Source organism: Phaeobacter gallaeciensis DSM 26640, assembly GCF_000511385.1.
Classification (GTDB): Bacteria; Pseudomonadota; Alphaproteobacteria; order Rhodobacterales; family Rhodobacteraceae; genus Phaeobacter; species Phaeobacter gallaeciensis.
In genome coordinates, this window is sequence record NC_023137.1 from 706,640 (window position 1) to 733,159 (window position 26,520).

Consider the following 26,520-nt stretch of genomic DNA (forward strand, 5'->3'; position numbering starts at 1 on the left):
GCATACATCGCGACGCAAATCGACGCGAGGCATATAACGACACAAGATCTGAGGCGTGCGGTTAGCGACACTACGGGTCCCTTTTGCTGCTGGTGTGCTCAACATAGGGTTGAGAGGTTTACCAGTCCTTAACTGGGCGTCGATAGGCTTAAAGATACTGAGCCACACGCGAGGATCCCCATGTTCACGAGACGCGCCTTCACAACACATGCCTTGGCGCTTGGCGGGGTTGGAGGCCTGCCTGCCGCAGCGCGTTCCGGGCTTGATCACCAGCATCCTAATCTGCTTCGTATTCTGATCCCCCAAGGGGCGGAGGCAAGCCTTGCTCCAGTGGCCAATAGTTTTGAGGCGATGTGCGGCTGTCGCACGGAATTGGTCGTAGTCGGCGTCGGCGAGGTGAACGCAGTTCTGACGCTGGAAGCAATGCTGAACGATGTCGGCGTTGATGTGGCGCTGCCAGCCACCTTTGGCATCCCGGACCTTGTCGAGGCAGAGGCGATTTTGCCCTTGGATGCGCTTGCACAGCGATATGCTCCGCAGGGGCTGACCGATGCGATGATGTACACCAGCGGCGATGTTTTTGACGAGCAGCTGTGGGGGTATCAGACCGACGGTGATGTATTTTTAATGTTCTATAACAAGAGGTTTATGGAGGATCGGGACCTCGGCAATAGATACGCGGACCAGACCGGTACCGCGTTGTCGACGCCGCAAACCTGGGATGAACTGGACCGACAGATGGCGTTTTTTCACGATCCGGACGCGGGTCGGTATGGCGGCTGCCTGTTTCGCACGGCGGATAAGGTCGCCTGGGAATGGTGGGCGCGGTTTCATGCTAAGGGCGCCTGGCCGTTTTCACCCACGATGGAACCGCAGATCGCAGGAGCGCGTGGGATCGCCGCGCTGGAGGATATGATTGCCTCTGGCGCGCATCTTATCGGAGCTGATCTGGATCTGTTTTCCAACTGGGCGCGCTATCAGGAGGGCGATATCTACGCCAATATTGGCTGGGGTGGCACACAGAAGAGCCTCTATGCGCCCGGATCGGTGATGCGCGACAATATGATCAACGCGTCGTTGCCCGGCGGCCGTATAGGCGAGGCGGTGGTCCCACTCTCTTATTTCAACTGGGGGTGGAGTTATGTTGTTGCCAAGAATACAAAACAGCCAGAGCTGGCGTATCAATTCTGCGTTAATGCCGTCTCTCAGCAGGTCGGCGCTGCAGCGATTGCCCAGACTGATGGGTTCTTTGACCCGTTCAGAACCGATCAGTACCAGGATCCGGCTATCATCGAAGCCTATGGCACGCAGTTTCTGACGGTTCATGAGCAGGCGATGCGTGCGTCGATGCCGGATCTTTATCTGGCGCGGCGTGGAGAGTATTTTGAGGCTTTGTCCTATTGGCTGTTGGCCGCACTGGCCGGGGATGTGACAGCCGAGGTTGCGCTGGATAATGTTGCTCAGTCCTGGCGGGCGACAACAGATCGTGTGGGCCAGGAGGTGCAATCGCGCCGCTGGATGGCGCTGCGCAATACCTATCCTGCAGACCTGCGAAAGGCTCTTACCGATGAAACATGACACACCCGATCCGGCTCTGAGCCAGACCATGCGCGATCAGGCCATGATGGAAGTGGTCTATAAAATCGTTCACGACCTGCGTGGTTCGGTGCGGGCCATCGCTGAATTGCCGAATTGGATTGAGGAGGACCTGCAGGATGTCGGCGTTGTGCTGCCCGAGGGGCCTGCGCAGTCGTTTGACCTGATGCGGCGCCATGCGGAAAAGCTGAACATGATGCTTGATCAGCTGTCGCGGTACTCCAAGACCGGATATCGCGAGACAGAGCGGGTTTCAGTCAGAACCTGTCTGGAACGGGCGATTGCGGCGCTGAACCTGCCGAGTGACATGCAGGTGCGGGCCCGATTTGATCCGGCGGAAATCGAGATGAATCCCGATGCGTTGACGTCGATATTTCTGATCCTGTTGGGAAATGCTGCCGAGCACAACGAGGGACCGGTGCGCATTGCCGTGACCAGGCGCTTGCGCGACGGGTACTGGGACATGATGCTACGTGACAACGGGGCTGGGTTTCCGGATGGAAAATTGGAACAGGTCTTTGATCCAATGAGCAAGTTTTCTGTCGCGGAGACCGGGGGAGCAGGGATGGGCCTCGCGATTTTACGGCGTCTTGCCGACAGCTATGGCGGTGTTGTGGAAGCTCTACCGCCCCGAACCAAGCGGGACGGAGCGACCATTCGATTACGCCTTAAACAGCTTCACCGCGATTGAAGGGTGGCGATATGGTCCACCTTAATGGCGGACCGCATTGAAACTGTTGCTGTAATTTTCGATTTCGTCGAAGAAACGCCAGATGTTTAGACAGTGTGTTTCAATCTCATCAAGGGCTTCGGGGGAGGGGGTCAGCCCCTGATTATGGCAGCCGCGAATGAACGAGATCTGACGATACATGCGTCGCAGTTTGGGCTGTAATTCACTGATGCAACCCTCCGCCATGCCCCGGATCACGTTGCGTGTGGCGTCTTGGACTTCAGATTTCATCGCCGGGTTTGAGAATGTCTCCGCAATGGAATTGTAGATCACACCATGCAGTTTTTCCGCGGTCAGATTGCCCTTGCCGACATAGTCCACACAACCGGCGCGAATGGAACTGACCACCGCCTCGGTATCTTCGCGGCCAGAGATCATTACCACTGGCACCTCTTCGGTCTCCAGCCGTTTTTTGACCACGGCGACCGCTTCAAGGCCAGAGGCGTCGCGCAACTGGTGATCAATCAGGCAGAGATCAACAATGTTCTCTTCCAGTGCTTTTTCGAGGTCTTGAATGTCCGAACATGTAATCACCTCGACCGTCCGATCAGCCTGCGCAATGAGCCGACGCATTCGCGTCCGGTCAAATTCACTGTCGTCCAGCACCAAGACGCAGAGGTTGCTGGAGGGCAGTGTCGGGTGGCTGGTCTCTATTGTAACCTCAGTACCATTCATGATGACGCCCTTTCCAAAGACTGTGGCCAGAAACTGACATTTCAGCCTTAATGAAAGATTAATATGCCTGCCTCCTGTCGTTAAGACTTTAACCAGACAGCCGGGAGTTGTGTTTCTTCAAGTGGCTGGCTCCCCATGTTCATATGCTGTTAAGGCTGTTTTTCTCCTGTTTTCATGGGGTGATCGCATAATAGGTCTCAGTATTTTTGAGATTTCTTCGATTTTACTTTATCTATGAAATTGTTTGAGGCGATGCTGTTTTCCTAGAGTTACCCTGCCGCAATGCCCTCGTAAAATCGTTTGTATCAGCGTTGCGGAGGTTGGTGTCCCGCTAGAGCATCAGGCCGGCGAGTCCTAAAAGTGCCACCGGGACGAACAAAAAACCCTGAGGAATGTCCTTGTACCTCTGACCATTTAGAATCGGCAATGAGAGCCCCCAGGTGGCGTAGGCAGTGGCCAGGCCAGTGGCGATGATTGTAGCGATTTCGGCCTCGCCCGACCAGGCGGCCCAGAGGAAGAGCGCCGCCACAGCCGCCAAGTTTATGCTTACGAGATGCCAGCAGTAATAATTTACGTAACGCACTTCTGCCGACAGGTCGCGTGCCTCCAGCAGTGGGCGTGCGACGCTGGGACCGCCGGCAAAAATATGCAATAGGGTGTTGATGACAGACAGACCACCAGCGGCCAAGAGCCAGATATTCATGCGCGTTCATGCTCCAAACGGTTTGAGAACCTATTGAGCGCAGAAGATGTCGGGTCTACCGCAGCAGGGCAATGTGGCAGACTGCCAGCGCGACAATACGCGCCTGAGCCCACAAGTATACCGTCAGGTCTTCAGGTCATGATTTGGGTTAGCTCGGCCCATTGGGCACGGCTGACCGCATCCTGCCCAGCGATCATCCAATAGGTGGCGTGATGGTCAAGGCGGTCCTGACCCATCCGCACCAGCCGCCCGGCTGCCAGATCCTGATGGCAGAGCGGCAGGGAACCCAGTAGCACGCCAGTGCTGGCACGGGCCGCCCCCAGAGCGGACAGAAACGTATCAAATCGCAGATGCGGCACCGGCGTTGATCCACCGCCGTGACAGGCAACCCAATCCGGCCATCCCGGCCGAGGTCCAGAGCAGGCAATCCGGGGCCACTCGCTCCAGTGCCCGCCTCTGCGGCCAATCAACTCCGGGGAGGCCATGGGGGCGATCCCTTCGGAATAGAGCGGAAGCTTGTAGGGATGCGGCCAGTCGCCAACACCGTAGCGGATGCGGACCACCTCGTCCTCTACCGCATCATGGGCGCCCAGAACCATGGTCCGTATCGCCAACTGGCCGCCTGCGACGTCGCTCAGGGCGGCAAGCCGCGGGGTGAGCCACAAATCAATGACCGATTGGCTTGCGGAAATCGTCAGCTGTCGTCGTCCGGTGCCAAACAGCGCTTCGGAGCTGTCGCGCATTGTATCCAGAGCCGACTGGATGTGTGGCAACCAGGCTTCGCCCTCCACGGTCAGGGTCACGGCGCGGGGGTGGCGGTGAAACAGCGCTGTGCCCAGCCGTTTCTCCAGCTGGGCGATACGCTGTGAAATGGCGGATTGAGTGATCCCGGTTTCCGCAGCCGCCGCGGTAAAGCTGCCGCAGCGTGCCGCCGCCTCAAAGGCGCGGATCCATTCCAGGGGCGGCAGGGTGGGGCGCTGCTGTTGCATTAGCTGACCTTGGCCTTAGTGCGGATATTCCTAATTTGAGATTATGTAGGGGCAATGGCAACATGCGCGCAAGAGTCATCTTCCGCGTTGCGGACCATCAATGAGGATATCATGCCGACAGTCACGATTGCCCCGGCGGGCGACTATCTTACCCTATCTCTTGGAACGTCTGAGCTGCGCTTTCATGCGATCTGGTTGCGCGACAATGCCAGCGATCCGGAAACCCGCGCCGAAGCCAACGGTCAGCGCCTGATCGCATTGCGGGACATCCCGGCAGACACCATGATTGCGGAGGCCACGCTGCAGGGCGGCAGTCTCAAGGTACAGTTTACACCCGAAAACAAGAACGTGGCCTATGATATCTCGTGGCTGGAGGCTCATGCCTACGACAAGACCCAACCCGAGGATGCGGGCTGGCTTGCAGACGGGGTCGAGACCTGGGACGCGGGGCTGATGGACGGCGTGCCCACCGGCGATTTTGCAGCGCTGGAAGCTGGCGGTGCGGCGCTGGGCGACTGGCTGGGCGCTGTGACGCGCTATGGCTTTGGTAAGGTCGTCAATGGGCCGATCGAAGACGGCGCATTGTTCCGCGTGGTCGATCTCTTCGGACACGTGCGTGAGACCAACTACGGGCGCCATTTTGAGGTGCGCACCGAAGTAAACCCGACCAACCTCGCCTTCACGGGTCTGGGCTTGCAAGCGCATACTGACAATCCCTATCGCGATCCGGTGCCGACCATTCAGGTGCTCTACTGCCTCGAAAGCTCAGCTGCCGGGGGCGAAAATATGGTCGTGGACGGCTTTGCCGCCGCGCTGCGTCTCAAGGCCGAGAATGAAGCCTATTTCAATGTGCTGGCGGAGCATTGTGCGCGATTTGAATACGCAGGCGAGGCCGGGGTCTGCCTGACCTCTCGTCGCCCGATGATCGAGCTGGCCCCCGATGGGGAGCTGATCGGGGTGCGTTTTAACAACCGGTCACTGGCGGCGGTGCAGGATGTCCCGTTCGAGAAGATGGCGCTTTATTATGCGGCCTATCGCCGGTTGGGCGAGATCATCGACGATACGGCGATGGAGGTCACGTTCCGTCTCAATCCCGGCGAGGCCTTTGTGGTCGACAACACCCGCGTCTTGCACGCGCGCAAGGGCTACTCGGGCGAGGGGACACGGTGGCTGCAGGGGTGTTATGCTGACAAAGACGGGTTGCGGTCGGCTCATGAGGCGCGGCGACGTCAGGCGTTGGCGGAGGCGGCCGAATGACCAGCAGCCAGCCACAGCCAGCAACCACGCATGTCCCACCAGCGACGTTGGATCGGGACACAATCGTCGCCTTCCTCGGCTCCATCTTCGACCGGCGCGGCGGGGAGGAATATCTGGGCGAGCCGGTGACCATGGGCGAACATATGCTGCAGGGCGCCACCATCGCCGAGCAGAATGGTCAGCCTGAGGAGATCATCGTCGGCGCGCTGTTGCATGACATCGGCCATTTCACCTCGGAGTTTGGCACCTATCATCCCGATGATACAGAGGATCGCCATCATGAGGACGCGGGCGCAGAGGTGTTGGAGCGGTTCTTTCCCAGTGTGATCACGGATTGCTGCCGCTACCACGTTGCGGCCAAACGGTATCTCTGCGCGACGAAGCCTGAGTATTTCAAACGGCTGTCCCCTGCGTCCGTCCATACGCTGGAGCTTCAGGGCGGGCCGATGAACGCTGGGGAGGTTGCGGAGTTTGAGGCCAATCCAAACCTGAAAGAGATTATCGCGGTGCGCTATCTTGATGAGGCAGGCAAACGGGCGGGCATGGAAACCCCTGATTTCTGGCATTTCGCGCCAATGGTGCAGCGCATGGTGGACCGTCACTGCGGTGTGCCCGGCTAAGTTTTGAGCCGACGATAGAATTAGACGAAAAATGCGGCCTCTCTCAGCTTGGAGAGGGGCCGCAGTCTTAAGGTGCCCTATGCTGCGTCAAAGACGCGCCGGGTCATCTATGTGCTGCGCTTAGCCGGGGGACGGAACAAGCGCAGCCGCAGGATCATTGCAGATATGCTCTGCTTAGATCACATGGCATCCTTGAACAGCTGGGTGAGATTGGCCTCGTCAAGAACGACAGGGTTGCCGCCGCAGGAGGGATCAATCAGCGCGCCCTTTACCAGGTCGGGGATGGCCGCCTCCGTGACGCCCAGTTCGGACAATCCGCGCGGGATGCCGAGACTGTCGTTCAGGTCCTGCACATAGGTGCAGAAGCCTTCAAAGCCGCCTTCGATGCCCAGATAGGCCGCCGCCATATTGAACCGCTCCCGGATTTCCGGCGCGTTGAAGGCCAGCACCGCAGGCATGCAGACCGCATTGGTGGTGCCGTGGTGGGTGTTGAAGACAGCGCCGATCGGGTGGCTCATGGCGTGGATTGCGCCCAGACCTTTCTGGAAGGCGGTGGCGCCCATGGCGGCGGCGGACATCATCTGCGCACGGGCTTCAATGTCGGTGCCGTCGGCATAGGCGCGTGGCAGATACTCCTTGACCAGGCGCATGCCTTCCAGCGCGATGCCCTGGGACATCGGGTGGTAATGGGGTGAGGAGAACGCCTCGACACAATGCGCGAAGGCATCCAGACCGGTGCCTGCGGTGATGAACTTCGGCATGCCGACGGTCAGTTCGGGATCGCAGATCACCACGGTGGGCAGCACCTTGGGGTGGAAGATGATCTTTTTCTGATGGGTCACACTGTCGGTGATCACGGAGGCGCGACCCACTTCGGAACCGGTGCCCGCTGTGGTCGGCACCGCGATGATCGGGGCGATGGCATCAGCGTCGGCACGGGTCCACCAGTCGCCGATATCTTCAAAATCCCACACCGGACGGCTCTGACCGCACATGAAAGCGACCATCTTGCCCAGATCGAGACCCGAGCCGCCGCCAAAAGCGATCACCCCGTCATGGTCACCTGCCTTATAGGCGGCAACACCGGCCTCCAGGTTCTTCTCATTCGGGTTGGGATCAACCTCTGAGAACATCGCCCGGCCGAGGCCCGCAGCCTCCAGGATATCGAGCGTGGATTGGGTGACCGGCAGATCGGCCAGGCCTTTGTCGGTGACCAGCAGCGGCTTTTTCATGCCCGCTGCCGTGCAGGCCTCGGCCAGTTCCTTGATCCGGCCAGCGCCAAACTTGATTGCGGTCGGGTAGGACCAGTTTCCAACAAGAGTCATAGGTGTGTTCCTGTGATGAAGCCGGGGAGGGGGCGCTGCCCCCGCTTGCCCTGCGGCAAGCCCCCCGGAGTATTTTTCGGAAAGATGACGGGGTTCAGCCCGTGACCTTTTTCAGATGATAGGATTTTGGACGGGTGAGGTTATGATAGCCGATGACAGAGAGGCCGCCCCCGCGCCCGGTGTTCTTGCAGCCGGTCCAGCACAGGCCGGGGTCCAGGTAATCGGCGCGGTTCATGAAGACGGTGCCGGTTTCGATCTGATCACCAACACGGGTCGCGCGCTCGACATCGCGCGTCCACAGCGAGGCCGTGAGGCCAAATTCGCTGTCATTCATCAGCTGGATGGCCTCCGCGTCGGAGGTGACTTTCATGATGCCCACCACGGGGCCAAAGCTCTCGTCGCGCATCACCCGCATGTCATGGGTCACATTGGTCAGGATCTGCGGGGTCAGATAGGCGCCGCCGTCATCCTCTGCAAATGTTTCGATATGAGCCACGGCGCCTGCCTCAACGGCCTCGGCAATCTGGCTACGCACTTCGTTTGCAAAGCGCACATTGGCCATCGGGCCGATGGTGGTCTCCTGCGCGAGGGGATTGCCCAGTTTGTAGCCTTTGACGATCGCCACGGCCTTTTCGACGAAGGCGTCATAAAGGCTCTCATGTACATAGATCCGCTCGATCCCGCAGCAACACTGTCCGGAATTGAACATGGCGCCATCAATCAACGTATCCACCGCTGCATCGAGATCGGCGTCTTCCATCACATAGCCCGGATCCTTGCCGCCCAGCTCGGTCCCGACACCGGTAAAGGTGCCCGCTGCCGCGCGCTCCATCGCCTGACCGCCACCAACAGAGCCGGTGAAGTTGACGAAGTCGAAGGCCTTATCTGCAATCAGCGTTGATGTGGTGTCATGGTCGAGGAAGATATTCTGGAACACATCCGCCGGAACGCCCGCCGACTGGAAGGCCTGCGCCATGCGCTCGCCCACCAAGAGCGTCTGGGTGGCGTGTTTCAGCACCACGGTATTGCCCGCAATCAGGGCAGGCGCGACGGTGTTGATGGCGGTCATATAGGGGTAGTTCCAAGGCGCCACTACCAGCACCACGCCGTGGGGAACATGTTTGATGTAGCGCTTGAAGGTCGCGTCTTCGCCGACCTCGATATCGGCCAGCGCCTCTTCGGCGATCTGCGCCATATGGCTGGCCCGTTCGTTGAAGCCGCCGAACTCGCCGCCATAGCGCACCGGCCGACCCATCATATGGGCAAGCTCGGGCACGATTTCATCGTTCATTGCGCCTACAGCCGCCACACCGGCCATCACCAGGTCGATGCGTTCCTGCAGGGGCCGGGCAGCCCAGGCTGTCTGGGCCGTGCGGGCTGCGGTCACGCACTCCGCTGCGGCCTCCGGTGACAGCGTCTCACGCTCGGCATAGACCGATCCGTCGATCGGTGAGATACATTTCAGGGTCTGGCCCATGGTCTTCCTCATGTGGTTTGACGGAGGCCACGCCCCCATTGTCATCTTTCCAAAGATACTCTCGCCGAAGGCTCTGCGCGCCTCAGGCGCGCTCGAACCCGCGGGCAATCTCGTAATCGGTCACGATCCGCTCGAAATCTTCGATCTCGACCTCGGCAGCGCGCACGTAGTGGTCCACCACGTCATCGCCCATCGCAGTCCGCAACATGGCCGAGCCTTTGAGTGCCACAGCCGCATCCCGCAGCGTGCCTGGGATCATGCCGGTGTCGCCCTGATAGACATCGCCCTTGGTAGGGGCTTGCAGCTCCAGACCTTCCTCGATGCCCGCTATACCTGCGGCTAGCATGCCGGCAATGGCCAGATAAGGGTTCATGTCCGAGCCCGGAATGCGGCATTCGACGCGGATGGCTTTGCTGCCGACGCCACAGAGACGATAGCCCGCCGTGCGGTTGTCCACCGACCAGATGATCCGGGTCGGGGCAAAGGTGCCCTTCATGAAGCGTTTGTAGCTGTTGATATAGGGCGCCATGAAGGCGGTGTAATCCGGCGCGTATTTCAGCAATCCCGCCATGTAATTCTTCATCAGGGGTGACATGCCCAGCTCATCGCTCTCGTCAAAGAACGCAGGCTTGCCGTCCTGCCACAGCGACTGATGCACATGGGAGGAGGAGCCGACCTTGTCGTGGCTCCATTTCGGCAGGAACGTCACCGCATGGCCCTGTTGCTGGGCGATTTCCTTCACAGCGTGCTTGGCGATGGTGTGATATTCTGCTGTGTCCATCGCCGCGGCGTATTTGATGTTCAGCTCTTCCTGACCGGTCTCTGCTTCGCCTTTGGAGTTCTCGATTGGCAGGCCCGCGTCCCACAGGTGATTGCGGATCGGGCGCAACACATGCTCTTCGCGAGAGGTCTGCAGGATGCTATAGTCTTCATTATAGCCCGAGATCGGCTCCAGATCGCGGAATCCTGATTTGCGGATCGCATCAAAGCTCTTCTCGAAGAGAAAAAACTCCAGCTCGGTGGCGCACATCGCATCAAACCCCATCTCCTTGAGACGGGTCACCTGACGCTTCAGGATGGAGCGGGGGGAATGGGGAACCTCTTTATGGGTGTGGTGATCCAGCACATCGCAAAGCACCATCACCGTGCCTTCAAGCCAAGGCACCGGGCGCAAGGTGGCGAGGTCGGGCTTCATGACGTAGTCGCCATAGCCGTTTTCCCAGCTGGTCGAAGCATAGCCATCCGGTGTCGCCATCGCCAGATCGGTGGCCAGAAGATAGTTGCAGCAGTGGGTTTCCTCCCAGGCGCCATTCACGAAATGTTTGGCGTGGAAGCGCTTGCCCATCAGGCGCCCTTGCATGTCCACAAGGCACACGAGAACTGTATCAACCGTGCCGTCGGCAACCTGGTCCTTAAGAGTGTCGAAGGAGAGCATGAGCAGCCCTTTGCATTTTGAGGCCAGAACTTTTTGACAAAAAAGTTTGGCAAATTCCTTGAGTAAGGGATTTGGCCCACCCCACGCAGGCCAAATCCCGATTTGTGAACCGACGTTTAGCCGTAGCGGTAGGGGCGTCCGGCTTTCTGCATGTCGGCGTTGTACTTCTTGATGATCTCCACAACACGCGCCTTGGTCGGGCTTTCGGCTGCGATCTCATCCCAGAACTTATAGGCAGCCTCTTCAACGGTGGCCCATTCTTCGTCGGGGATGGAAGTCAGCTCCATTTTCGGGCCGTTGACGCGCAGGTCTGCTTCGCCGCCCCAGTACCACCACTGGCGGTAATAATGCGACTGGTCACAGCAGACGCGGAACAAAGTCTGCAGATCTTCCGGCAGCTCGTTCCAGCGACCTTGGTTGGCAAAGAAAGACCCAGCCCAGGCACCGGAGATGTTGTTGGTCAGGAAGTAGTTGGTCACATCTGCCCAACCGACGGTGTAATCCTCGGTGATGCCGGACCATGCGATCCCGTCGAGTTCGCCAGTCTGCATGGCGACTTCGATATCTTCCCAGGGCAGGGTGACAGGCACCACGCCGAACTGGCTGAGGAAGCGGCCAGCGGTCGGGAAGGTGAAAACGCGTTTGCCTTTCAGATCTGCCAGGCTGCGGATCGGATCCTTGGTGGCAAAGTGGCAGGGATCCCAGGCGCCGGCCGAGATGTGCTTCACGCCGACCTTGGAGTATTCTTCGTCCCAGATCTCATTCAGGCCATATTTGTTGAACAGGACCGGCACGTCGAGCGAATAGCGCGAGGCAAAGGGGAAGTAACCGCCAAAGACCGTCACATCGGTCGGGGAGGCCATCGAGTCATCATCGGACTGCACTGCATCGATGGTGCCACGCTGCATGGCGCGGAACAATTCGCCGGTGGGGACCAACTGATCGGCATAATAAAGCTCGATCTGCATACGGTCGCCTGCGATCTTGTTGAACATGTCGATGGCGGGTTTCACCACATGTTCGGCCAGCGCCGCACCGGCATAGGTCTGCATACGCCATGTGATCTTGGACTGGGCCAGTGCAGGGGTGGCCAGCGGGGCTGCGAGGGCACCGACACCGGCAGTCTGAATAAACTTACGTCTTGTCGTCATATCTCTTCTCCATGTTGAATGTCCGGCCCCCTTGCAGGGCTCTTCTGAGGGTTATTTTCCGTAAACATATTCGGGCAGCCATAGGGCGATCTGAGGGAAGATCATCACCAGAGCGAGGGCCACAACCATCACCGCGGCGAAGGGGATGATTGAGACATAGATATCTTTCAGCCCGATTTCCGGTGGCGCCATTGCCCGCATCAGGAACAGGTTATAGCCGAAGGGCGGCGTCATATAGGCGATCTGGGTGGTGATGGTATAGAGCACACCGTACCAGATCAGATCGAACCCCAGCGCGCCCACCAGCGGCACATAAAGCGGTGCCACAATGACCAGCATCGCGGTGTCATCCAGGAATGTGCCCATCACGATGAAGCTCAGCTGCATCAGGATCAGGATCATCCAAGGCGATAGCCCCAGCTGCGTGGTGAACAGATCCTCGATCGCCTTCACCGCGCCCAGACCATCAAAGATCGCACCAAAGCCAAGGGCGGCCAGAATGATCCACATGAACATGCAGGAGATGCCGAGTGTGGAGCGCACAGAGGTTTCAAACACCTCCTTGTTCATGCGGCCTTTGAGGATGGCGGCGATAAAGGCGGTCATCGCGCCGATGGCGGAGCTTTCGACCAGCGAGGTCCAGCCGTTGACAAAGGGCACCATCATCGCGGCAAAAATCGCCAGCGGCAGGACGCCGGAAAACAGCAGGCGATATTTTTCACGCATGAAGACATCGTGATAGAAGGCAGGAATGCTGCGGGTCACAAAGGCCAGAACAGACCCGACCAGCGCCACGCCGATTGTGGGCTTTGCCTCAATGATGCCGAGTTTGACCACCAGCGGCACCAATACAAGCAGTGCCAGCACGACATAGTTCAGCCGCAGCGGATGATCGCTGATGCGTTCATATTCGGCCAGATCTTCCGGGCTCATCGCCGGGCCAAGCTCGGGCTGCATACGGGCGCGCAGATAGATGTAGATGATGAACATCGTCGCCATCAAAAGCCCCGGCACGACGCCGGCAAGCCACAGCTGCCCGACAGGCTGGCGCGCAATCATCGCATAGAGAACCAGCACCACCGAAGGAGGCACCAGAATGCCTAGGGAGGATCCGGCCTGAATGGTGCCGGTCACAAGGGTTTTGTCATACCCCCGGCGCAAGAGTTCCGGCAGCGCGATGGTGGCACCGATTGCCATACCTGCCACGGACAGGCCGTTCATCGCGGAAATCAGGACCATCAGGCCGATGGTGCCAATGGCAAGCCCACCTTTGACCGGGCCCATCCACACGTGGAACATGCGGTAAAGATCATCGGCAATCTTGGATTCCGACAGCACGTACCCCATGAAGATGAACATCGGCAGCGTCAGCAGCGGATACCATTTCATCAGTTTCATGGCTGCGGAGAAGGGGATTTCGCTGCCGCCGGTGCCCCAGAGCAGGAGACCCGCAACAGCGCCGACAAATCCGATGGCACCAAACACGCGCTGACCGGTCATCAGCATCAGCATCATGCCGGCAAACATCATAATGGCGATGAGTTCATAGGACATTAGAAGTCGTCTCCGCGAAGGCGTCCGAGATCACGGAACAATTCAGCAAGGCATTGCAGCAGCATCAGAAAGACGCCGAAACAGAGGAGGGTTTTGATGGGCCACATGAAGGGGCGCCAGGCGGTGGAGCTGCGCTCCAGATAGCCAAGTTTGGCGCTGGCAGCGTCAAGACCTTCGGTCACAAGGGTCATCAGAAGGTCGCCAAAGAACTGAAAGGGTTCGAGTCCGAAATAGCCCAGCGAATAGGCTGTGGAACTGATGGCCCCGTAAAAGAGCACGCTCAGATAGACCATCAGGAACAGCACGGTGAAGGCGTCCACCCATGCTTTGGTCTTCAGCGACCAGGACCCGTAGAATAGATCCATGCGGACGTTGCTGCCCATCTGGATCGAGTAAGGCCCGCCCAGGATGTAGTAGGCAACCATGACAAACTGTGCGGTCTCCAACGTCCAGAGTGACGGGTTGAAGAATGTCTTGGAGATCGACGACCACAGCAACACGCCGACCAGCACAAAGATCAGATACATGGCAAAACGACCAATCAGCCGGTTCATCGCATCAATGGCGCGCACGTAGCTTTTGATGGCTCTAGGCATCGGCGGCCCCCTTTGTAACGAGGGTCGCGAGAGCCGGGCGCAACAGGCACAGCAACTCTTCGGTCATGGTGGTTTCCTGTTCTGGGGTGCGCAGCAGATCATTGCGGATCTCAATCATCACATTGGCCAGACCGTTATCCTGTCCATGCAGCACCAGGGAATGGGTGACGCCGTCCTGCGGACCATAAGGCGCATTGCGCTCAACCTGGCGATGGGACAGCGCAGGTGCCGCGTCCAGCATCGCGTCGGCCAGCAGCGTATCATCATCATGCAGAATGCCGATTTCGACACTGCGTGGGCTGCCGTAGTAGACCGGTGTGAAGCTGTGAATGGTGACCAGCATCGTCTCACGACCTGCAGCCTTGCGATCTGCAATTACCTTGGCCACAGCCGCACAGAAAGGGTCGTAGACGGTTGCCACCCGTTCTGCCCGCGCTGCTGCGTCCAGATCGCGGTTGCCCGGCACCTCGATCAGTTCCGATTTGGCAGGCATGGCGCTCGGGGCTTCGGGAGGGCGGTTGCAGTCATAGACCAGTCGCGACACGCAGCTTGCAACCAATGGCGCGTCCAGCGCATCCGATAGGCCCTTGGCAACCGCCAATGCACCGGGATCCCAGGCTGCGTGACTGCTGCGATCTTCCTCTGACAGGCCAAGCCCCTCGTACCGGGCCGGGATGTGGTTGCTGGCATGTTCGCACAGCACCAGCACCGCGCCGGTTCCAGTCGCATTCCAGACCTCTACCGCCCGGTTGGGCAGATCTGGCGAGGCGGCAGATGGAGCGTTGGAATCGCTCAGTGACATTGGGTACTCCCTGATTTTGGAAAAATGTTTTCACGTACGACTTTTTGTGTCAATATCTTTTCAGCGTCAGTTTGATGACCTGCGATTTGAATGGCTCTTGTTTCCGAGCTGTGCTTAGATTGCAGGCAAAACAGAGGGATAGCCGGACTGTGACAAAACCGCCCGCCACCGTGCGCGAACTCATCCGGGAGCAATATGCGAGTCTGACGCAGGCGGAACGCAAATTTGCCAACGCCTTGCTGGCGAATTACCCAGCCGCTGGTCTGGCCTCCATCACCATCGTTGCTTCCAATGCCGAGGTGTCGACGCCGACCGTGGCCCGTATGGTGCAAAAGCTTGGTTTCAAAGGGTATCCTCAGTTTCACCAGGCCTTGCTGAAGGAGTTGGAGGCCAAAGGCTCCGGACCAACCCAACGGCGGGCGAACTGGGCGTCGGAGGCGCCGGACGGGCATCTGCTGAACAGATTTGCACAGGCGGTGACAGACAACCTCAGTCAGACGTTTTCTAATGTCGACTCAGAGCAGTTTGACGCCGCCGTTCGTCAGTTGGCCAACACCGAAGGCCGACTGTATGTCGTTGGTGGGCGCATTACCCGTGCGCTGGCGGACTATGCGTTCACCCATTTTCAGGCGATCCGACAGCGCGTTACGCATATGACGTCCTCTTCCGCTACCTGGCCGCACTACGTGTTGGATATGGTCGAAGGCGACACCCTGCTGATGTTCGATGTGCGGCGCTATGAAACCAATCTGCAACGGTTGGCTGAACTGGCCTCGGAACGTGGTGTGCAGGTGATCCTGATCACCGACCAATGGTCGAGCCCCATTGGTTCAGTGGCGGCCCAGACGTTCAATTGCTGGGTGGAGATCCCGTCAGCTTGGGATTCCAATATCTCGACGATGATGCTGCTGGAGGCGATGATCTCTGCCGCACAGGAAGAGCGCTGGGATGAAACCCGTGCCCGCTATGAGAAGCTGGACACAATTTTTGACACCACCCGGCTGTTCCGTAAATTCACCTGACGGCTGCCGCTGGGCGGTTCATCATGCCCTAAGGTCTCCTGAAATACAAAAAGGGAGGCCCACGGCCCCCCTTCTATCTGTTCGTCGCGAACTGGATCAGTAGCGGTTGCGCACCGCCATACCAATCAGTACGCCGACGCCCAATGCCCCTGCCACAGCGAGTGCAGGGTTCTTTTTAACGAAATCTTCGCTTTGGCTCGCCAGATCACTGACGGCCTGCGATGTGGTTTTGACGCCGTCGCTGGCAATCTCGCGGACGGCTTGTGCGTTGCGAACAGCCATATCCTCAAGCTGCTCTCCAACGTCCTTCACCTTTTCGGCGATCGGTTGAGTCTCCTCGGTTTTGTTACCCTCGGCGCGGCGCGCTGCGGGCGATTTCTTGGTCTCGTTCTGTGTTTGGGTCGCGGCCATGATGAAATCTCCTTTCCCCCACTCAACGTGTAAAATGTGCCGAAGGTTCCATGGAACTATCGCCGTGCGGCTTGAGTTGGGCAGGTATCACAGCGCAACACGATATGAAGGAGGCTGCCATGCTCTATTGGGCACTCTTATTCTTTGTAGTCGCAGTCATCGCTGGCCTGTTTGGCTTTGGCGGGGTTGCGTCTGCTTCTGCGGGGATTGCTCAGATCCTGTTCTTTGTATTTCTCATTTTGTTCGCCATCGCGATGGTCGTTCGGGTGATCAGGGGCAGGTAATATGCAGATCTTGGATCCGGACCTGACACAGACGGGCGGAGGTGCTGACTTCCGCCCGTTTTTCGTATCAGTTCAATGTTTCGCGGCGGTCGCCGGGCGGATCAAAACAGGGTCTAGAAAATATGGAACCTCAGCTACCGACATACGTTGGGTCAACGATAACGACATAGTTAAAGGAGACGATGAAATGAGCGAAGCGCTTTCAGTTGTGCCCAGCCGCGACGATGTTGCCACCGGCGTCCGCGACACATCTGTAATTGCCAGTGGCATTGCCGACGTGCTGGCTGACACCTACCGCCTTGTATTCAAAACTCACGCCTATCACTGGAATGTCGAAGGTCCGGCGTTCTATTCGGTTCATAAGCTGACCGAAGAACAATATGAAAATATGTTTGCTGCTGCCGACGATCTGGCCGAAAGAATCCGAGCTCTGGGACATCTGGCGCCGTCCAGCCTTGCCGATATCGTGGGCCGGTCGAAGCTGGAGGACAAACCTGGTGGGCTGACGGCAGCGGAAATGGTCGAAGATCTTGCCCATAGTCATGAGCGCGTGGCGCACCGGCTGCACGCTCTGGCTGAGCTGGCTGGCGATCGCAAAGACATCGTGACCGAAGATCTGGCCACCGCGCGTTCAGCATTTCATGAACAGGCGGCTTGGATGCTGCGTGCCATTTCAAAAGGGTAACACCGCCCAGACTGGCCGCTGACAGCCTGTCACCTTTCCATAAACACTCAAAAATAGCCGCCTGATTTCAGGCGGCTATCACAAATAAAGCGTTGGTCGTTGATCAGGCTTTGAGCGTCTCGGTCGAAGAGAAGAACATCGCCTGGCTGACAGCTGAACGGACCTGATCCTCAGTATAGGGCTTCGAGATCAGGAACGCAGGCTCCGGCCCCTCACCGGTCAGCAGCCGTTCGGGGAAGGCGGTGATGAAAATGACCGGGCAGTCATCATGCGCTGCCAATATCTTGTTCACCGCGTCGATGCCGCTGGAATTGTCTGCCAATTGGATATCCGACAGGATAAGGTCGGGGGTCTCCTGCTGCGCGAGTTTCAGCGCGGCATCTTCTGTGCGGGCAATACCTGTAACGCGATGGCCCATATCCGACACAATCCCTTCAAGATCCATGGAGATGATTGCTTCATCCTCAATGATCATAATGCGGCCGGAGGTGGATTTTGACATTTCCTGATAGGCGATCTTGACCAGCTCTCCCGCTTCTGTGGCGCTGACATCCATGACCTGGCCCACTTCTGCGGTGCTAAAGTCCTCAATGGTGTGCAGCAGCAGCGCCTCGCGGGTGTTGGGCGTGAGCCTGCGCAAATGCTTCTGCGCCTGTGTCTCCAACCCGCTGTCGGGCTCATCTACTTCCAGCGGCGCGCCGCTGGAGCTCCAGATGATGTGGAAAGCGCGAAAAAGGGCCACCTTGGCCTTAAGCTCAGGCTCGAAACGATCAGGCTCGGCCAAGATCGCCTCCAGTGTAGCAAGGGCATAGGTGTCACCGCTTGTCTGGCTGCCTGTTAGCGCACGGGCGTAACGGCGCAGAAATGGCAGGTTAGACCCAATCTGATTGGCAAGAACTTCTCCCGTCGGGGCGGTCATTTGATATGTCCCTTTTTTTCTGACTACATATGGAACCATACTCTCGGTAACTGCGTTTGGTTCCAGAGCCTACGTAAAAAAAATATAGTTGGATCGTATGGAAAAGCACAAGGCAACTGAAACACGCAGCGATGCGGTCGAGCGAGAGATCGATAGCAATCTCAAGAAGGCCTTCGATACGTTGGCCTCCGAGCCTATTCCGGATCGTTTTGCTAACCTGCTGGATCAGCTGAAGGCGAAAGGGGCAGACCCCACGAAATCCTCAGGCAGCAGCGCGGGTGACACCAATGAGTGACCCTAGAGACGAGCTGGTTGATCACCTGGGTGCGATGCGCGCCTTTGCCATCAGCCTGACCCGTAACACAGCTATGGCCGATGATCTGGTGCAAGACACGTTGGTTAAGGCTTGGACCAATATCGAAAAATTCGAAGAAGGCTCCAATATGCGTGCCTGGCTCTTCACGATCCTACGCAACACCTATTATTCTCTCCGCCGTAAGCGCCGCCGCGAGGTCGAGGACGCTGACGGGGTTCTCTCCGAACAGCTGTCACAAAAACCGGACCATGACGGACGCCTCAACATGCGCGATTTCAACGCGGCTTTCGAACAGCTAAACGATGAGCAGCGCGAAGCGCTGGTGCTGGTCGGTGCCGGCGGTTTCTCCTATGAGGAAGCAGCGGAAACCTGCGGCGTCAAAGTCGGTACGATCAAGAGCCGCGTCAATCGCGGACGTGCACGGCTGGCGGAGTTGATGAACCTTGACGAAGATGAGCCGATGGAGCTGACGGATACCGTCACTGCTGGCATCGTGTCGCAGCAAAGCGTGGCATAACATGAAGTTGGGGCGGGCACTGGCCGGCGGCTTGTTTTTCAGGCTCGCCGCTCTCATGACCTTGGCCCTGTTGCCGCTGGGCATGATTGCCATCTATCAAACCTATTCGGTAATAGATGAGGCCGCCCGACTGTCGCGCGTCGCCATTTTGGCGCGGGCGGAGAACGCCGCCTTGGCTGAGCGTGAGCTTCTGCAGCGCACAAATGGCGCTGCTGAAGCGCTCAGCGCAGTTGCGCTTCCACTCAGCGATCAGCCCGAGGCATGCAATGCGATGATGACATCGTTTGTGGCGGAGCAGGGGGCCTATTCCTTCGCGGGCTTGTTCCGACCGGACGGGCAGCGGATCTGCAGCTCGGGTGGTGGGCAGGCCAGTATCGCCAATACAGCGATCTTCCAACGTGCACTGTCCCGCGGCGCGTCGTCTTATGGCGTCGGGCGCAATCTTGACGGCAGCGATGGTTTTGAGTTGTCCCTCACTCGTCCCGTCGAAGAGGCGGGCAGGACAGTTGGCTATCTGGTTCTGGCGATCCCGAACCGGCTGACCAGCAGCTTCTTTACCGATGACTGGAAACTGGAAGGGATCCGCTTCGCCACGATCAATGAGGAGGGCGACGTCCTGTCTGCATCCGAACCTCGGTCCGAGGCGGGGTTGATCCTGCCAAAAACATCAGTGCGCAAGGATTTGATGGCGCGATCCGGCCAGACATTTTTTGCAGAGTCGAACGCGGGTGAAGAACGGTTCTTTGCAGTGAGCGATATCATACCGGGCGAGATTGCGGTTGTGGGCAGCTGGCCGGCAGCAAAGGCCAAGATGGCCACCGGCGCGGGCGGTTGGGTCTTCACACTGGCCTTTCCAGTGTTGATGTGGCTGGCGGGTATGGTTGTTGGGGTATTTGGTCTGCACCGATTGGTGATCCGTCACCTCAGCGATCTGCGCGCGGCGATGCGGCGCTATGCTTTGGGTGAGCGCGAACAGGCGCAGTTGGAGCTGATCAACCCGCCACGTGAATTCGCCGAGGCACAGCAATCCTTCAACCGGATGGTATTGATCCTCAGCAAGGCAGAGGAGCGCCGCGAAATCGATCTGCGCGAGAAAACAATACTCTTGCGTGAAATCCACCATAGAGTGAAGAACAATCTGCAGCTGATCGCCTCCATCATGAACATGCAGGCCAGGTCGGCGCGTTCAGATGAGGCACGTACGGTGTTGGCGCAGCTCCAGCGTCGGGTGCGTGGGTTGGCGGCGATCCACCGCTCTTTGAATACCAACCCGGACGTCACAACCGTCGATGCGGCTGAACTGATCACCGCCTTGGCGAAGGAGGTCGCGGCCATGTCGCTTGGCTCTGATGCCGCTGTGTCCATAGAAACCAAGCTTGAGACTGTTCCGCTCAACCAGGATGATGCAGTAAACCTATCCATGCTGGTCGCTGAGGCGCTGACCAACGCGGTTAGATATGCTGGTGCGGCTGAGGATGGACGACGCGTGGTTCAGGTCTTTTTCGCCGAAGAGAAAGACGGTATGTGCCATCTTGCAATCCATAATGCGTTGGATCCGCGATCTGGAGTGGCACATGAAGATCGCCATTTCACGACCGGGCTCGGCGCGCGGCTAATCAAGGCCTTTGTCGCCCAGTTGAACGGTGACGCCAAGGTTACGGAAACTGAGACCGCGTTTACTTACGAGGTCGTCTTCCCGCGTAGTAATGATACCGCAGCAGCGGCGATCGCGGAACAAAAGGGTGCAAATGACAATGCGGACCTCCGACATACCGGGTGACGCGACCGATCCTGAGGTTTTTGAGGTTCTGGTAACGGCGGCGCAGGCGTGGCCTGCGTTTGAACGCGCAGTGCTTGGCGCGAAAAAAGAAGTGCGGGCCAGTTTCCGTATTTTCGATTTCTCGACCGCCTTGCTCAGCCCCGAAGCTCGGGCCATCGGCGAAACATGGTCTGATCTGGTTGAACACGTAGTTGCACGCGGTGTCGATTTTCATCTGGTGATCAGCGATTTTGACCCGGTCATGGGACAGGAGCTTCATCAGAAGACCAAGCGCAGTGTGGAACAGGCGCAGGCTATTTCCGTACGGCTGGCCCGTCGCGCCACCAATGATGCGGTGGGACGTCTTCAGGTCGAGGGGGCGATGCACCCGGCGCGCGCGGGCCTTCTGCCGCGACTTGCCTTTGGCCCTTTCGTCAAGATGAAGAAAACGCAGAATCCCGGCCATGGACAGTCCTCCCCGTCGGAGGGTGCCCCAGGCGATGAGGTCCTCCCAGAGGTCCGCCCGGTCACCCATCATCAGAAACTGGCGGTGATTGATGAGCGCCTTCTGTATGTTGGTGGGTTGGATCTGAATGACCGGCGCCGCGACACGCTAAAACACGATTTGCCATCGCAGGAGACCTGGGCGGATGTGCAACTTTTGGTCAGCGGGCCTGAGGCGCGGGAGGCGGCTCATTACCTGCGCCATTTCCAGCGCTATGTTGCCGGAAAAGAAACACCGCCTGAGGGACAGCTCATTCGGCGCACGATTTCTGCGCCGCGTCGCTTTGGGTTCTGGGCGGTATCGCCCCGTACAGTCCTGCGCGAGATCGAGGAGGATTATCTGGCTGCCTTCGAACGGGCGGAACATCTGATCTATCTGGAAACCCAGTTCCTGCGGTCCAGCGTGCTTGCTGATGGGCTGGCCGCCGCCGCCAAACGTAACCCTGATCTCTCGCTGATATTGGTCTTGCCAGCGCTGCCGGATGATGTGGCGTTTGAGGGAAATCGCGATCTGGATGCGCGCTACGGTATGGCGTTGCAGGGGCAGGCTCTGGAGACGGTGCAGGCGGCCTTTGGTACGCGGGCCACAATCGCAAGTCCTGTACAGCCGAGTCTGGCGAGTCGTGAAGCCCCATCGGTTCTGGCGGGGTCACCTGTGATTTATGTGCATAGTAAGGTACTGATTACTGATGACAACTTTGCGATGATCGGGTCCGCCAATATGAATGGGCGATCTATGCGCTGGGACACGGAGGTCGCGCTTCGGATCACCGATAAGCAGCGCGTCGCGAAAACCTGGCAGGCGATGTGTGCCCATTGGTGGCACCAAGATCAGATGCCTGCGGAGGCCCGCGCTGTCGAGACAGCGGCGGACTGGTGGCAGCGTGAGATACAGCGCAACGGCGTTCGCCTGCCACAGACCCGCAGTGGATTTCTGGTGCCGCATGATCCGCAGAAGATGGCGGATTTGCAGCAAGCGCTGCCGGGCGCGACCGAAGATGTGGTGTGATTGCAAAAGCTGCCAAGCGCCTCCGCCCGATCAACGCGGCTCAACTTGTTTGGGTTTCATCGCCCTGTAGTCTGCGCGCCTCTGCCGAGGAGCGCAGCAACTGCCCAATCCACAGCATCACTGGTAAGGCGACAATAGCGCCGACAGGTCCCCAGATCCACAAGCCGAAAACAATGGCAAGGAACACCACAAGGGGACTGAGATGCAGTTGATGACCCACAAAGGCGGGCGTCACAAATTGTGCCTCAATTAGATTGAGCGCCAAAAACAGCGCCGGTGGCATTAGCGCTGCGGCGCCGCCCAACTGCGTCATCCCGACAAAGGTCAGCCCTGCGATCATCATCAGCGGTCCGAGGTAGAGAATGAAGTTCAGCAGCATCGCCGCGAGCCCCCAGATTAACGCGCTGTTGATACCAAGGGTCGCAAGGCCAATCGCGGTGGCTACGCCCAGGCCTGCATTGACCAGCGTCACAGCCGCAAAATACCGCGCGACCTCATGTTCGGCACGATAGAGCCGTTTGCCCAACGATCCGGCCGCCGCGTAGATATCGGTCCGCGTGAGCACGAAAAAGAACAGCGTTCCGATGAAGATGAACACCTGAGCGCCAAAGTTCGGCGCCACCCACAGTGCGTCCATCAGTGTCGGAAAACCGCTCGTGACATCTGTTTCAGCGCCGCCTGTACCGACTGTTTGTTCTATTTCTTGACTGATCGCCTCAATTCCGCGCAGCAGGCCAGACATCATGTAAACCCAGCTTCTTATCTCCTGTTTGATCTTTGGCAGATCTTCGACCACGCCCGAAATCAGCGGTTCAAGGGATAGGAAGAGCAGAACAATGATGACACATGAAAACAGCAATAAACTGGCGGCGACAATCACGCGCGCGACTCCGATGCCCTGCAGCCGATCCGCCAGAGGCGAAACCACAATGCCGACAACCACGGCAAAGATAACCGGCGCAAGTACGGGTTTTGCAAAGAAAAGTGCAAGGCCAAGGGCAAGGGCTGTCAGGATGAGCAGCATGATACGTGCGGCCCGGTCAGAGAGCATTGAATTCAACATCGCAAAGGCCTTGTTCAAAGAAAACCCCTCCGGCATCGTCAGTGCGGAGGGGAGTTGTAAGCTCAGTCGAGTGAGGCACGCAGGGCGTCACGCCCTTTGCTGACCTGATCGTGTAGGGCTGTTTCGCCCTTGTCGGCAAGGCTGCGCATCTCCTGTTGCAGAATGTCGCGGGCTTCTGCCATCAACGCATCGCGCTTTTCGCCTAGGAGCGCATCTTCCTGCCGGGTTTGCGGTAGCAACGCCGCAGCGACGGCACCGAGGCCGAAGGCCAGCCCGCCAGCGACCAAGGGCTGGGCTGCAATACCCTCCTGTGACGCTCGGCTGAGCTTGGCGGCGCGGCGCTCCAAATCTTCCTGAATCTGGATCGCGGACATCCTCGCCTTGCGGATTTGTTTGCGGGCTTTGGGCGGTAGTTTGTCCAACCCGTGATCCAAGGCAGCGCGCAAGCGTTTGGCACTTGGACTTTTGCTCGCGAATGACTGGGCTGTTGGTGTCACAGGTGGCCCCGCAGGGGCATCGGATTGCGGTCGCGCGGCAGCGTCGCGGCGCTGGCCAGCGCCGGACATCAGCAGCGCAATACCGGTGCCAACCAAGGCCAGTGCCGCCGGGTTGGCCCGCGCGGTTGACCACAGTTGTTGCGAGATTTCGCCGCCGTAGTGCGATGCGGTGGCCGAGACCTGCGTTGCGATGCGATCAGGCGAGAGGCTAACAGCCAGTGTATCAAGGGATTTGGACAAGGCCACGCGGTCGCGGGCCACTTCACTCTCAAGATCGGTCAGATCAGATGTCTCAGGCATGGCGGGTGGTCTCCTTCAGTGTCTTCAGGTCGCGCTGGACGTTGCGCAGGCTGCGATCGGGCATCAGGGCGGACGGGGACAGACGGTTGACGCCCAGCATGACCAGACCAACCGCCAGCGCGATTAGCGGTCCACCAACAATCAGCGCGGCGGTGCCGACGCTCAGGCCCAGGGCAGAGATTGCCGCGACCAGAGCAGCGGCCAGCACATGCAGGCCCACGACGGCCAGTACGGCGCCGACCGCGATCATCGCAAGCGCCACGCCCGCGCGGGAGAGGTTGCGGGACATCTCTGCCCGTATCAGTCGCACCTCATCCTGCATCAGCTGTGACATCTGCTTCAGCACGGTCACCATAATGCCCGGCGCCTCGGAGGGGCTGGCTGCTGTATTCTGCTCTTCCATTAGGACACCCTCCGCGTGGCGTCCGAGGCAGATCCGTGACCGGTCTCGCGCGCCATCGCACCGTGGTCAGAGTTGGTGTCGTTGGTCGGATAGACGTGGTTTGCCTCGTAGCTACCCCATGGGTCATCGGCGGTGTCGTCTGCGACAGTCGTAGCGTGGCCCGAGTCCGGGGCCGTGGACTTCAGAAACCGTGTTGCGGCAAAGCCAAGCAGGGCGGCCCCGCCAAGAAATAGCATCGGATTCTTGCGGGCAAAATCGCCGGTATCGCGGAGCACCTTGTCGATATCGGCAGTCCGGACTTTATCTGCGAATTGTTCCAGGCCCTGTGCAAGTTGCTGCGCAGCTTCAGCCTGAAAAGATCCCTGCGGAAGTTCAGACGCCGCAGCGTCTGCCGCGCGGGCCACGGCGGCCGCTTCACCTGCTGCCTGCGTCTGTGCCTCTTCGGCTCGGGCGCGCGCCTCACTTCGCAGCGTGTCCTGCGCCTGTTCGGCCAGTTCGCTTGCATGCTGCTTGGCCCGCTCAATAGGGTGCGGGGTCGTGCTGTGATCAGTCATTTGCCTCTCCTGTTCTGTCTGGATGGCTCATGCTCTCAACGCTGACTACGGCTGTTGGTTCCCGATCCTTTGCGCAATCGGCGGACGCAGCCAGTACAATCGGCAGAAGATGTGACGTAGGGGGCCGGTGGTGGTACCGAGGGTAAAACTTCTGGGAACTAAGGCGATATCGGCACGTTGGTTTTGCGAGGGTACTAAACGATAGGAGCACGCTATGAACCAGGACCAGATCAAAGGTAATTGGGCGACCCTGAAGGGTAAATTCCGCGAAGCCTATGGCGATTTGACGGATGACGAAGTGGAGCAGGCCAAGGGTGACCGCGAGCAGCTGGTCGGCCTGTTGCAAACCAAATACGGCAAAGCCCGTGAGGAAGCGGAGCGTGAATTGGACAAATTCTTCGCTTCTGTCTGACTGGTCCCCGTATCGACCACAGTAATCGCAGATAGCGACATGGGGAACGGGCTGACGTCCGTCCCCAGCACAAATCAGAGAACAGACGCGAGTACATAGAGCAAAAGGACTTTATCCGTGGCACGACAGACCGAGACAAAAGACGAAGCGACCTCCCAACTCTGGTATCAACTGGAAAAACGCCGCACCTCTATGCTGGCGGTACGCGACAGTGACCAGCACCCGCAGCCGATGACTCATTTCGCCGACGTAGAGAATGGCGCGATCTGGTTCATCAGCTCATCCGACAGCGATCTGGTCAAGGCAACCGGCCTTGGCGCTGACGCACAGCTGACCTTTGTGTCGGATGGCCAGGACTATCACGCCAGCGTGCGCGGCCCGATTGAGGTCACCAATGATCCCGATAAGCTGGACGAGCTTTGGAGCTTTGCAGTCGGTGCCTGGTTCGAGAAGGGGCGCGATGATCCAAAGGTCACGCTATTAAGGATGACCCCGCGGGAGGCGGCGGTCTGGGCCTCGCAGGGCAACGCGGTTCTGGTTGGTCTGAAACTGCTGCGCGCCAGCATGAGCGAGACCGAAGGCCACCCGGACGTTGGCGTACACCACGTGCTCCAGCTCAATACCTGAGGCCGCCGCGGGCCGCCCGAACATGCAAAACAAACAGCGCTGTCTCGCAAAAGACGGCGCTGTTTTTGTATCATCGAACTAAAGCGCACTGGCTAGCGCGCGCGGGGACCAAAAAGCAGCCAGCAGATAAACCCAAATATGGGCAGGATCAGGACAAAGACCACCCAGATGACCTTTTTGCCGGTGCTGGCATTGGATCCGACAATTGATACGATCGCCCAGATCGATAACAGCAGGACAATAAGCCCGCCAATTCCAGCATATTCTATCATCTATCACATCTCCTGGTTGAAGGGTGTTACAGACCGCGCAGCGCGGGCCTGACTGG

General features: G+C 58.7%; 30 protein-coding genes. 13 read left to right on the top strand and 17 right to left on the bottom strand.

Annotation, left to right across the window (positions count from 1 at the left end; translation table 11 throughout):
• Positions 1–180: 180 nt before the first annotated feature.
• Complete coding sequence (locus GAL_RS03405) at positions 181–1,578, top strand: extracellular solute-binding protein (RefSeq protein ID WP_024096192.1); 1,398 nt, start codon at positions 181–183, stop codon at positions 1,576–1,578.
• Positions 1,568–2,287 (top strand): ATP-binding protein, encoded by a 720-nt coding sequence (locus GAL_RS03410; protein ID WP_024096193.1) that lies wholly within the window; start codon positions 1,568–1,570, stop codon positions 2,285–2,287. Before GAL_RS03405 ends, GAL_RS03410 begins: the two co-directional genes overlap by 11 nt.
• Before the next feature lie 21 nt (positions 2,288–2,308).
• Here the strand turns inward: GAL_RS03410 and GAL_RS03415 are convergent, their stop codons facing one another.
• From GAL_RS03415 to GAL_RS03425, 3 genes are all read right to left on the bottom strand, one after another.
• The gene (locus tag GAL_RS03415; protein WP_024096194.1) at positions 2,309–3,001 is read right to left on the bottom strand and encodes a response regulator; all 693 of its coding nucleotides are present in this window, start codon (positions 2,999–3,001) and stop codon (positions 2,309–2,311) included.
• Between the two features lie 331 nt (positions 3,002–3,332).
• Positions 3,333–3,704: a hypothetical protein gene (locus GAL_RS03420; protein WP_024096195.1), complete on the bottom strand. Its 372-nt coding sequence runs from the start codon at positions 3,702–3,704 to the stop codon at positions 3,333–3,335.
• 131 nt (positions 3,705–3,835) lie between these two features.
• Entirely contained in the window at positions 3,836–4,693 is an 858-nt protein-coding gene (locus tag GAL_RS03425; protein WP_024096196.1) for a LysR family transcriptional regulator, read from the bottom strand.
• A gap of 111 nt (positions 4,694–4,804) precedes the next feature.
• On the opposite strand from GAL_RS03425, the gene tmpA reads away from it, so the two are divergent.
• Entirely contained in the window at positions 4,805–5,950 is a 1,146-nt protein-coding gene (gene tmpA / locus GAL_RS03430; protein ID WP_024096197.1) for a 2-trimethylaminoethylphosphonate dioxygenase, read from the top strand.
• The gene (gene tmpB, locus GAL_RS03435) at positions 5,947–6,570 is read left to right on the top strand and encodes a (R)-1-hydroxy-2-trimethylaminoethylphosphonate oxygenase (RefSeq protein ID WP_024096198.1); all 624 of its coding nucleotides are present in this window, start codon (positions 5,947–5,949) and stop codon (positions 6,568–6,570) included. The genes tmpA and tmpB overlap by 4 nt, the downstream gene beginning before the upstream one ends.
• Positions 6,571–6,749: 179 nt before the next feature.
• Here the strand turns inward: tmpB and GAL_RS03440 are convergent, their stop codons facing one another.
• The 7 genes from GAL_RS03440 to GAL_RS03470 all read right to left on the bottom strand — a co-directional run bounded on the left by GAL_RS03440 (position 6,750) and on the right by GAL_RS03470 (position 14,910).
• Entirely contained in the window at positions 6,750–7,895 is a 1,146-nt protein-coding gene (locus tag GAL_RS03440; RefSeq protein ID WP_024096199.1) for an iron-containing alcohol dehydrogenase, read from the bottom strand.
• Positions 7,896–7,989: 94 nt separating this feature from the next.
• Positions 7,990–9,372 carry an aldehyde dehydrogenase family protein gene (locus GAL_RS03445; protein ID WP_024096200.1) on the bottom strand — a complete coding sequence of 461 codons (1,383 nt, stop codon included), beginning with the start codon at positions 9,370–9,372 and terminating at the stop codon, positions 7,990–7,992.
• An 82-nt stretch (positions 9,373–9,454) separates the two neighbouring features.
• Entirely contained in the window at positions 9,455–10,807 is a 1,353-nt protein-coding gene (locus GAL_RS03450) for a glutamine synthetase family protein (protein ID WP_024096201.1), read from the bottom strand.
• 116 nt (positions 10,808–10,923) lie between these two features.
• A complete protein-coding gene (locus GAL_RS03455; RefSeq protein WP_024096202.1) occupies positions 10,924–11,958 on the bottom strand; it encodes a TRAP transporter substrate-binding protein in 1,035 nt (344 codons plus the stop codon).
• Positions 11,959–12,009: 51 nt separating this feature from the next.
• The gene (locus tag GAL_RS03460; protein ID WP_024096203.1) at positions 12,010–13,512 is read right to left on the bottom strand and encodes a TRAP transporter large permease; all 1,503 of its coding nucleotides are present in this window, start codon (positions 13,510–13,512) and stop codon (positions 12,010–12,012) included.
• On the bottom strand, positions 13,512–14,108 hold the full coding sequence (locus GAL_RS03465) for a TRAP transporter small permease subunit (protein WP_024096204.1): 597 nt from the start codon (positions 14,106–14,108) through the stop codon (positions 13,512–13,514). Before GAL_RS03465 ends, GAL_RS03460 begins: the two co-directional genes overlap by 1 nt.
• Complete coding sequence (locus GAL_RS03470) at positions 14,101–14,910, bottom strand: N-formylglutamate amidohydrolase (RefSeq protein WP_024096205.1); 810 nt, start codon at positions 14,908–14,910, stop codon at positions 14,101–14,103. The genes GAL_RS03465 and GAL_RS03470 overlap by 8 nt, the downstream gene beginning before the upstream one ends.
• Before the next feature lie 149 nt (positions 14,911–15,059).
• Here GAL_RS03470 and GAL_RS03475 point away from each other — a divergent pair, with 149 nt between their 5' ends.
• Entirely contained in the window at positions 15,060–15,932 is an 873-nt protein-coding gene (locus tag GAL_RS03475) for a MurR/RpiR family transcriptional regulator (protein ID WP_024096206.1), read from the top strand.
• Between the two features lie 96 nt (positions 15,933–16,028).
• Here the strand turns inward: GAL_RS03475 and GAL_RS03480 are convergent, their stop codons facing one another.
• The gene (locus tag GAL_RS03480; protein WP_024096207.1) at positions 16,029–16,343 is read right to left on the bottom strand and encodes a hypothetical protein; all 315 of its coding nucleotides are present in this window, start codon (positions 16,341–16,343) and stop codon (positions 16,029–16,031) included.
• Between the two features lie 119 nt (positions 16,344–16,462).
• On the opposite strand from GAL_RS03480, the gene GAL_RS03485 reads away from it, so the two are divergent.
• On the top strand, positions 16,463–16,627 hold the full coding sequence (locus GAL_RS03485) for a DUF1328 domain-containing protein (protein WP_024096208.1): 165 nt from the start codon (positions 16,463–16,465) through the stop codon (positions 16,625–16,627).
• Positions 16,628–16,814: 187 nt separating this feature from the next.
• Positions 16,815–17,312, top strand: a complete 498-nt coding sequence (locus GAL_RS03490) for a Dps family protein (protein ID WP_024096209.1) — start codon at positions 16,815–16,817, stop codon at positions 17,310–17,312.
• Between the two features lie 103 nt (positions 17,313–17,415).
• On the opposite strand, the gene GAL_RS03495 is transcribed toward GAL_RS03490, so the two are convergent.
• Positions 17,416–18,231: a response regulator gene (locus tag GAL_RS03495; protein ID WP_024096210.1), complete on the bottom strand. Its 816-nt coding sequence runs from the start codon at positions 18,229–18,231 to the stop codon at positions 17,416–17,418.
• Between the two features lie 97 nt (positions 18,232–18,328).
• Here GAL_RS03495 and GAL_RS03500 point away from each other — a divergent pair, with 97 nt between their 5' ends.
• Genes GAL_RS03500 through GAL_RS03515 form a run of 4 tightly spaced genes read left to right on the top strand, consistent with a single transcriptional unit; the run spans position 18,329 to position 22,336 of the window.
• Positions 18,329–18,526 carry a NepR family anti-sigma factor gene (locus GAL_RS03500; protein WP_024096211.1) on the top strand — a complete coding sequence of 66 codons (198 nt, stop codon included), beginning with the start codon at positions 18,329–18,331 and terminating at the stop codon, positions 18,524–18,526.
• On the top strand, positions 18,519–19,064 hold the full coding sequence (locus GAL_RS03505; RefSeq protein WP_024096212.1) for an RNA polymerase sigma factor: 546 nt from the start codon (positions 18,519–18,521) through the stop codon (positions 19,062–19,064). Before GAL_RS03500 ends, GAL_RS03505 begins: the two co-directional genes overlap by 8 nt.
• Before the next feature lie 55 nt (positions 19,065–19,119).
• On the top strand, positions 19,120–20,844 hold the full coding sequence (locus tag GAL_RS03510; protein ID WP_244462773.1) for a sensor histidine kinase: 1,725 nt from the start codon (positions 19,120–19,122) through the stop codon (positions 20,842–20,844).
• On the top strand, positions 20,819–22,336 hold the full coding sequence (locus GAL_RS03515; RefSeq protein ID WP_040104208.1) for a phospholipase D family protein: 1,518 nt from the start codon (positions 20,819–20,821) through the stop codon (positions 22,334–22,336). Before GAL_RS03510 ends, GAL_RS03515 begins: the two co-directional genes overlap by 26 nt.
• A 40-nt stretch (positions 22,337–22,376) precedes the next feature.
• Here GAL_RS03515 and GAL_RS03520 read toward each other — a convergent pair whose 3' ends face one another.
• The 4 genes from GAL_RS03520 to GAL_RS03535 form a co-directional block, all read right to left on the bottom strand.
• The gene (locus GAL_RS03520; protein WP_040104229.1) at positions 22,377–23,399 is read right to left on the bottom strand and encodes an AI-2E family transporter; all 1,023 of its coding nucleotides are present in this window, start codon (positions 23,397–23,399) and stop codon (positions 22,377–22,379) included.
• A 62-nt stretch (positions 23,400–23,461) separates the two neighbouring features.
• Complete coding sequence (locus GAL_RS03525; protein WP_024096216.1) at positions 23,462–24,196, bottom strand: hypothetical protein; 735 nt, start codon at positions 24,194–24,196, stop codon at positions 23,462–23,464.
• Complete coding sequence (locus GAL_RS03530) at positions 24,189–24,599, bottom strand: phage holin family protein (protein WP_024096217.1); 411 nt, start codon at positions 24,597–24,599, stop codon at positions 24,189–24,191. The genes GAL_RS03525 and GAL_RS03530 overlap by 8 nt, the downstream gene beginning before the upstream one ends.
• On the bottom strand, positions 24,599–25,153 hold the full coding sequence (locus GAL_RS03535; protein WP_024096218.1) for a hypothetical protein: 555 nt from the start codon (positions 25,151–25,153) through the stop codon (positions 24,599–24,601). The genes GAL_RS03530 and GAL_RS03535 overlap by 1 nt, the downstream gene beginning before the upstream one ends.
• Before the next feature lie 214 nt (positions 25,154–25,367).
• Between GAL_RS03535 and GAL_RS03540 the strand changes: the two genes are divergently transcribed.
• Both GAL_RS03540 and GAL_RS03545 read left to right on the top strand, forming a co-directional pair.
• Positions 25,368–25,565 (top strand): CsbD family protein, encoded by a 198-nt coding sequence (locus GAL_RS03540; RefSeq protein WP_024096219.1) that lies wholly within the window; start codon positions 25,368–25,370, stop codon positions 25,563–25,565.
• Positions 25,566–25,682: 117 nt separating this feature from the next.
• A complete protein-coding gene (locus GAL_RS03545) occupies positions 25,683–26,192 on the top strand; it encodes a pyridoxamine 5'-phosphate oxidase family protein (RefSeq protein ID WP_024096220.1) in 510 nt (169 codons plus the stop codon).
• Between the two features lie 92 nt (positions 26,193–26,284).
• Here the strand turns inward: GAL_RS03545 and GAL_RS03550 are convergent, their stop codons facing one another.
• Positions 26,285–26,464, bottom strand: coding sequence for a PLDc N-terminal domain-containing protein (locus GAL_RS03550; protein WP_024096221.1), 180 nt, complete (start codon positions 26,462–26,464; stop codon positions 26,285–26,287).
• Positions 26,465–26,520: the final 56 nt, after the last annotated feature.